At 63.2% G+C, this 6,492-nt stretch carries 5 protein-coding genes; 1 reads left to right on the top strand and 4 read right to left on the bottom strand.

Going from position 1 to position 6,492, the window contains the following annotated elements; all coding sequences use genetic code 11:
* The 4 genes from MJD61_00065 to MJD61_00050 form a co-directional block, all read right to left on the bottom strand.
* Positions 1 to 399: colanic acid biosynthesis glycosyltransferase WcaL (locus tag MJD61_00065; GenBank protein MCG8553673.1), on the bottom strand; the 399-nt coding region annotated here is incomplete at its 3' end.
* On the bottom strand, positions 396 to 1,475 hold the full coding sequence (locus MJD61_00060; GenBank protein MCG8553672.1) for a glycosyltransferase: 1,080 nt from the start codon (positions 1,473 to 1,475) through the stop codon (positions 396 to 398). The genes MJD61_00060 and MJD61_00065, both read right to left, overlap by 4 nt.
* A 10-nt stretch (positions 1,476 to 1,485) precedes the next feature.
* On the bottom strand, positions 1,486 to 2,811 hold the full coding sequence (locus MJD61_00055; GenBank protein ID MCG8553671.1) for a glycosyl transferase: 1,326 nt from the start codon (positions 2,809 to 2,811) through the stop codon (positions 1,486 to 1,488).
* Entirely contained in the window at positions 2,795 to 4,147 is a 1,353-nt protein-coding gene (locus MJD61_00050) for a glycosyltransferase (protein ID MCG8553670.1), read from the bottom strand. Before MJD61_00050 ends, MJD61_00055 begins: the two co-directional genes overlap by 17 nt.
* An 816-nt stretch (positions 4,148 to 4,963) precedes the next feature.
* Here MJD61_00050 and MJD61_00045 point away from each other — a divergent pair.
* Complete coding sequence (locus tag MJD61_00045) at positions 4,964 to 6,277, top strand: UDP-glucose/GDP-mannose dehydrogenase family protein (GenBank protein MCG8553669.1); 1,314 nt, start codon at positions 4,964 to 4,966, stop codon at positions 6,275 to 6,277.
* Positions 6,278 to 6,492: the final 215 nt, after the last annotated feature.

The raw sequence follows: 6,492 nt of genomic DNA, 5'->3' as shown, positions 1-6,492 counted from the left end.
GTTGCCGAACTGGCAATGGACCACATCGTAGTCGGGCAAGCCCAAGAGCACCGCCGCCCGATGGAAGAACTTCAACCGATCATGCTCCAGGGTCCTGGCGCTTCGAAGGTAGCCGGCCGCTAGCCGGGTGAACTCGGAGGGATGCCTGAGCGCCTTGTAGCCCATGAGCGAGGTGGTTGTGGCCAGGACTTTCCTCTCAGGACGTGCCGGCGTCAGGTAGGCACGCCTCATCATGCCGTAGCGTTCCACGATGGGGTGCGCCTTCACGAAACCGTCGGGGTATCCGTTGAAGGCGTGAACACGTACGTCGTGGCCGCGATCGAGCAAGCCCGCGATCTGATTCAGAATGAAAGCCTCCGACAGGACCGGGAAGCGCCAGGTGACGAAGGCGATCCTCATGCGTGCATCCCGCCGCTGTCCGCAGTGGCCCTGCCGACCCTCGCCGCATGACGATCGGTCACGAACCGATTCAGACGCTTCTCCGCAAGCGCCAACCTGTCCGTGACCCATTCGCTGCCGGTTTCATTCAGAAAGGGCATGTGCCTGCCGAGCGGCCGCAGGATCTCGATGCGCCGTCGCCAACCGAGCTTGCGGTAGCGCTTCTGAAAGTATGCATCGTCGACGAGGTCCCACTTGTTTCTCATGTAGGCCAGGTTTTCGATCATCCATCGGTCGCTCCAACGCAGCATGAAGTAGGGCAGATCACTGAACGCGAGCGGCGGCGCAGGGAAGTGCGTGCGGAAGGTGACCCGTGCAGACGGCTCCAGCCACACCGAGCCCCCCGCGCGTGCGACCGTCATGGCGAGGTCGAGGTACTCCTTGGTGGTCAAGAACCGCTCGTCTAGCGGTCCATGCTCGTCCAGAAAGGACCGCCGCACGAGCACGCAATGAAACTCCACGAAGCCCGTAGGGCGGTGCTCGCGATCGCATGCCTCCACGGGCTCCCCTTGCTGGTAGATCTTTTCCTGAATGCGCCAGCGCTGCTGGCCCGGGCCGGCCACAGGCAGCGTCGGCTGGGGCTCAAGGCGGAAGCGGAGCAAGTCCGCGTCCGGCATGAACTCACCGCCGGCACAATGAATGATCGAGTGCAGTGGCTCGTGCTGGCAAACCAGCGGGCCCACCACGGTGGCGCCGGTTTCCTCGGCACAGCGGACGAGCCGCTCCAGCCAGCCTGTCTCGAACACCACGTCGTTGTCGACGAAAACGATGTACTTGGCATCCTGCGTGCGGGCTTCTGCCAGGCCGAGGTTGCGGGCCTGGTTAGGGCTCAGAAAGTGCGGCGCCTTGACCAACTCGAAGCCCCGGACGGCGCTCTGTGCTCGCAGCCAGCGGCGCAGCGATCCCGGCGCTCCGTTGTCCACGTACATGAGACGAAAGGGCCAATCCGTGTTGGCGTACAGGCTCTCCAGCGATTCGCGAGCAAAGCTGAATCGCTCCCGCGGTACGCAAACGAGGCTTACTTGCGGTGTCGTCATGCAACCTTCCTCACGATCCTGAACACGCGACCTCACCCTTGCGGCCACGATCCGCGGACGGGGGCCGGAGGCCGGCTAGCGCATCCGGGCTCGGCCGCCCGATCCCCATGGCACCTGCCCCGATGGCTCGAGCGCCTGCGGCCCGAGCCTCGATGGCGGCAAGCACGATGGCGGCAGTGCGCTCGGCGCCATCGAGATCGAGGTCGATCGCCCGCTCTCGAGGCCGCTTCAGGTGCCCGCACACGAGCGCGATCATTCGCTCCGGCGCGAGCTCCTCGGGCACGACCATCGTGGCCAACCCCAGCTCGTGCAGTCGCGTGGCGCGCTGGAGCTGTTCGTGATCGATGGCGTTGTGCCCCATGGGCACCACCAATGCCGGTGCGCGGGCACGCAGCAGGCTCATGGTGGTGTTGTAGCCCGCCAGACTCACCGAGAGCGCGGCACGAGCCATGTACTGCCCGATGTCCGGCGTGAAGCGTTCCACGTGGACCCGCTCGAGATCACCCGCCTGCGCTCTCAGACGCTCGTAGCGTTCGGACGGCATGAATGGACCCGAAAACAGGTAGAAAGTGTGGGGCTGCTCCTTTTCGAGGCATCGAGCAACCGCGATCATGCACTCGAGCAGCTCGTAGCCGAGTCTTCCGCCACCGACCGTCGCGAGGACGAAGGGCTCTGCGAGATCGAGCGACCCGTTGCGCGAGCTCTGAGCCGCCGCTGCAACGAGACCCGTGTGGTGTACCGGGCACCGAACGCGTTCGGGCAACGGGAAGGACGTCTCGAACGCCTGCAGCCTAGGATCCGAATGGTAGAGCACCATGTCGAAATACCGGTTGAGCCGGCTCGCGATCCCCGGGGCCTGCTCGACTAGATTGTCCGTACCGATGGTCTCGCGCACGCTGCTGGCGATCAGCGAGGACGGCCGCCGGCGCCTGATATGGGCCATCCAGGGCGATAGCTCGAAGCTCAGGAGCGCTCGACCAAAGGGGAAGAACTCCGTGATCACGCAGTCGGGTTGCACGCGATCGAACGCAGCAAAGAGACAGCGCCTGCGCGTCTGCTTGACACGCTCGATCTCGCGGCCGCCGTCAGCACGCAGCCTGCCGTCCTCCAACCAGACCGGCGGCAGTGACACGCGGTGCACGCCATCGGGAAGCCGAAATCCGGCGATCGGTGGGCCCCCGTTGACAAAGTGAACCTCCGAGCGGCGCGCCAGTGCCCGCGCAATCTCCGCGCTGCGTATCAGGTGGCCCATACCCGACAGGTACTGGCAGTACAGCATCACCCTGGGCCTGCCGGAATTCCTTGGGAATCCCGCTGCGTTACTCAAAGAGCTCACGTATAAGCAACCTGTACGAATCCGCGAAATCGTGCCGTATCACCGGGTGCGTGGCCGCGCCGTTCACCACTGCGCCGTTCACCACTGCGCTGTTCACCACTGCGCTGTTCACCACTGCGCCGTTCACCACGGCACCGCTCACCACGGCACCGTTGATTGGAGCCACGCAGCTCGAGGTTCGATCGTTCGATCCGGCATGATCCGGCACGCCGCACTCGATCCGCCGCTTCACGGCCTCGAATAGCTCCGGCCCGCTGACGTCAGGCGCGACCGCATCCAGCCAACCGAGCCCGGCCATGAGCTGTGCGCGTAGCCGCTGTTCCCGTGTGGGTCCCGCACGCGGCACGACCACGATGGGCTTGCCCATCGAAAGGGCCTCGCACAGGGTGTTGTAGCCTGCCATCGAAACCGTCAGATCGCAGGCCTTCATCATGCTCAGGATATCGTCCCGGAAGCGCGAGAGATACACGTTTGCGTGCTTGCGGGCTCGCTGGCGGACGCGCCAAAAGTCCTGCTCCGGCAGCTCCGGCCCGGATACGATCACGCTTTGCCAGGTCGCTTGCCGCAGGTCGACCGCGTCCAGGTACGCGTCCAGCACGCGGGCTCCGTCCTCCCCGCCTCCGACCGACACGAGCACGGTCTTCATGCTGGGGTCGAGCCCGCGGTCCCGGAGAATCTCCTCCCGAGAGCGCGGCGGCGCAGCAATGTGCATGTAACCGCAGTAGCGAAGCTTGCGCTGCAGCTCGGAATCGAGACCGTAGGCCTCCGCCACGTCGAACACGTGCCGCTCGCCCACGACTAGAATGCGGTCGAAGCTGTCTCGAAGCAGCTTGTAGTAATCCCCGCGCTTCCAGGCTTTCCGCGTGATTTCCGGTTCGTCGAGAATGTCTCGCAGCACGAGCACGCGAGGGCATATGCGCTCCTGCTGATCGAGCTCCTGTTGATCGAGATAGCGCAGCGCGGAATCGAGCTCGTTGCATGCTCCGCGGGGCTTCTTGTCGACCAACAGCAGATCCGGCTCCATCGTTTTTGTCGCCGAGAGAATCATGGCTGCACGAAGTCGGATCATCTCCGACGTGAGCGCCGGTAAACGCTTGGAGCTGACGTTGCCGGACATGCCGCGGGTCAGGCACGGGAGCTTCACGTACTCCAGGCGCTCCGGGAGATCGAAACGGTGGATCGCAGGATTACCCGACAACACAAGGACATGAATGTCCTCGTTGGCGTCCAAGAGATGGCGGCTTAGTCGCAGCATCCTGCGCAAGTTGCCCATTCCAAACAGGTCGTGGCAATACACCACCACCCGCCGCGGCCAGGGCCTTGCGCTCCGCCGCACCGCAGATTCGGGGTAGACTTGGCCGCTTGAAGGTACCGATGCGAGCAAGCGGGATGAAATACGGCTTGATTCTAGCAGGCTCGATCTTCGCAGGCTCGATCTCGAATAATTGGAATAATCAAACATACGAAGTCCTGCCCTTCTTGTGGGACTGCGGTACCTCGAAACCCCACGCTACAGGAAGCCTGCGCGCCCGACGGCGCCCCACGCCCAGTGAGTGGATGCCCCTTAGCGAGCCAATCGTTGACAATAGCACCGCCTGAGTGATCCGGCAACGAACGAGAATCCTCCAGCACGTCCCACATGCTTCCATGCATCTCGTATCCCACATTCTGCGTGCTCTGCTAGCCGAGAATGTGGCTTGAGCGAAAACTCCGTGTGACATGAGCAATTGACAATTGGCGTCACTCTTTGGCGCAGGCGGCCAAGAAAATCATGCGCAAGCGGCTAACCAACTGCGAAGTCTGTGACCAAGCAGTGAGAGCGCAGCCACCTTCAAGGAGTCGCGCGCAGCACCCTCACCCGGCGGGAATCCGGTAGCCGTTTACGGGGTTCTTCGCTTCAGGGGCGGCTTCCCAGGCGCATCGCTGGGCGGTCTCGTCCTCGTCGCGGGGCGGTCTACGTCCCCGCCGCCCGACTTCCTGCGGACTGATCTGATTGCAGAAACCGACAAACGTGCAAAAGATCGCACTGGTGCCTCTGCTAGGATTCTGATAGGCCGATTGCAGTATCCGACAACGCTGCCCGGGGACTCGGGCCCGGTCGCTTTCGGCTCACGGGCAAGCGCGTCTCACAGGAAGCGACAGGAGCAACGACATGAAAGTATGCGTGGTTGGAACCGGATATGTCGGCATCGTGTCGGGCGCTGGATTCGCTGAGGCGGGCAACGACGTCGTTTGCGTGGACGTCGATGAGGCCAAGGTAAACAAGCTGAACCGAGGAGAAACGGTCATCTACGAACCGGGGCTCGAGGAGCTGCTGCAACGCAACACACGCGCCGGACGCCTGCAATTCACGACGGACTTGACGGAGAACGTGGCGAAAGCCGATGTCGTGTTCATCGGCGTGGGCACTCCATCGAGAAGTGACGGAGCCGCGAACTTGATGGCGGTCGACAAGGTTGCGGAGGATGTCGCCCGCGCCGCGATCAAGGAAACGGTCCTCGTGCTCAAAAGCACCGTACCCGTTGGCACCAACACGCGCGTGCGGCGCATTGTAGGCAAGCTCTCGGAGCACCCGATTCACGTGGTGTCGAACCCGGAATTCCTCAAGGAGGGTGACGCGGTCAACGATTTCATGCGTCCCGATCGGATCATCGTCGGCTGCGACGAGGACGACACCATGGCGCGCGAGATAATGTGGCGTCTGTACCATCCTTACAGCCTCACCAAGGAACGGATTCTGTGGATGGACCCGACAAGCGCCGAGCTATCGAAGTACGTCGCAAACACGATGCTCGCCATGCGGGTGTCCTTCATGAACGAGGTCGCAGCGCTGTGCGAGAGGGTGGGAGCGGACGTCCATCGCGTGCGCATGGGGGCGGGCAGCGACGAGCGTATCGGCGGCAAATTCCTCTTCGCGGGACCAGGATACGGCGGCTCGTGTTTTCCGAAGGATGTCAAGGCGCTCGTGGAGACCGGCCACGATCACGGAGTGGAGCTCGAGCTGTGCAGCGCCACCGACCGGGTCAATCAGCGACAAAAGGGCGTACTGCTGCGCAAGCTGAAGAACGCTTTCGAGGCTGATCTGCGTGGGCGCAAGATCGCCCTCTGGGGCATCGCATTCAAGCCGCGTACCGACGATATCAGGGAATCGCCTGCGCTGACGCTGATCGAAGGGCTGCGCGCGGAAGGGGCAAGCGTCGCGGCTCACGATCCCGCGGCGGCTGTCCACGCCCGCACGCTGTTCGGCGACGATGTCGAGATCGTCGACGACCAGTACGACGCCGTTGAAGGTGCCGAGGCGCTGGTCCTGGTCACCGAATGGAAGCAATACCTGAACCCGGACTTCGATCGGATTCGGCAGCGTATGAAGCGTCCCTTGCTGATCGACGGGCGCAACATGTGGTCGGGCTATGGGCTGCGCAAGCAGGGCTTCTTGTACGACGGCATCGGGGTTATCGGAAGCTAAGGGCCCGCGGAAAAATAACTCATCCATTTCGCCGGTTCCGACCACCGCTGGCTATGTTGCTCCTCCTCGAAGTATCCCCAATACTCCTCGTCGTCGCGCCTCGCCAGCGGTGCCCAGTCCTGACCGAAACACACGAGTTATTCTTCCGCGGGCCCTAAGGCCCATCCAAGAATGACTCGATCGGCTGCGGCCGTGCAGGGCCGCGCGCTCGCGGC

It is taken from the genome of Pseudomonadota bacterium, assembly GCA_022361155.1.
Lineage (GTDB): Bacteria > Myxococcota_A > Polyangia > Polyangiales > JAKSBK01 > JAKSBK01.
Note: the sequence above shows the minus strand (reverse complement) of the source record. Positions and strands in the feature narration are given on the sequence as shown.

What these genes read in the sequence shown, in the direction of transcription:
- MJD61_00060 (MCG8553672.1), bottom strand. Translation starts at nt 1,475, where the DNA reads ATGACGACACCGCAAGTAAGCCTCGTTTGCGTACCGCGGGAGCGATTC.
- MJD61_00045 (MCG8553669.1), top strand. Translation starts at nt 4,964, where the DNA reads ATGAAAGTATGCGTGGTTGGAACCGGATATGTCGGCATCGTGTCGGGC.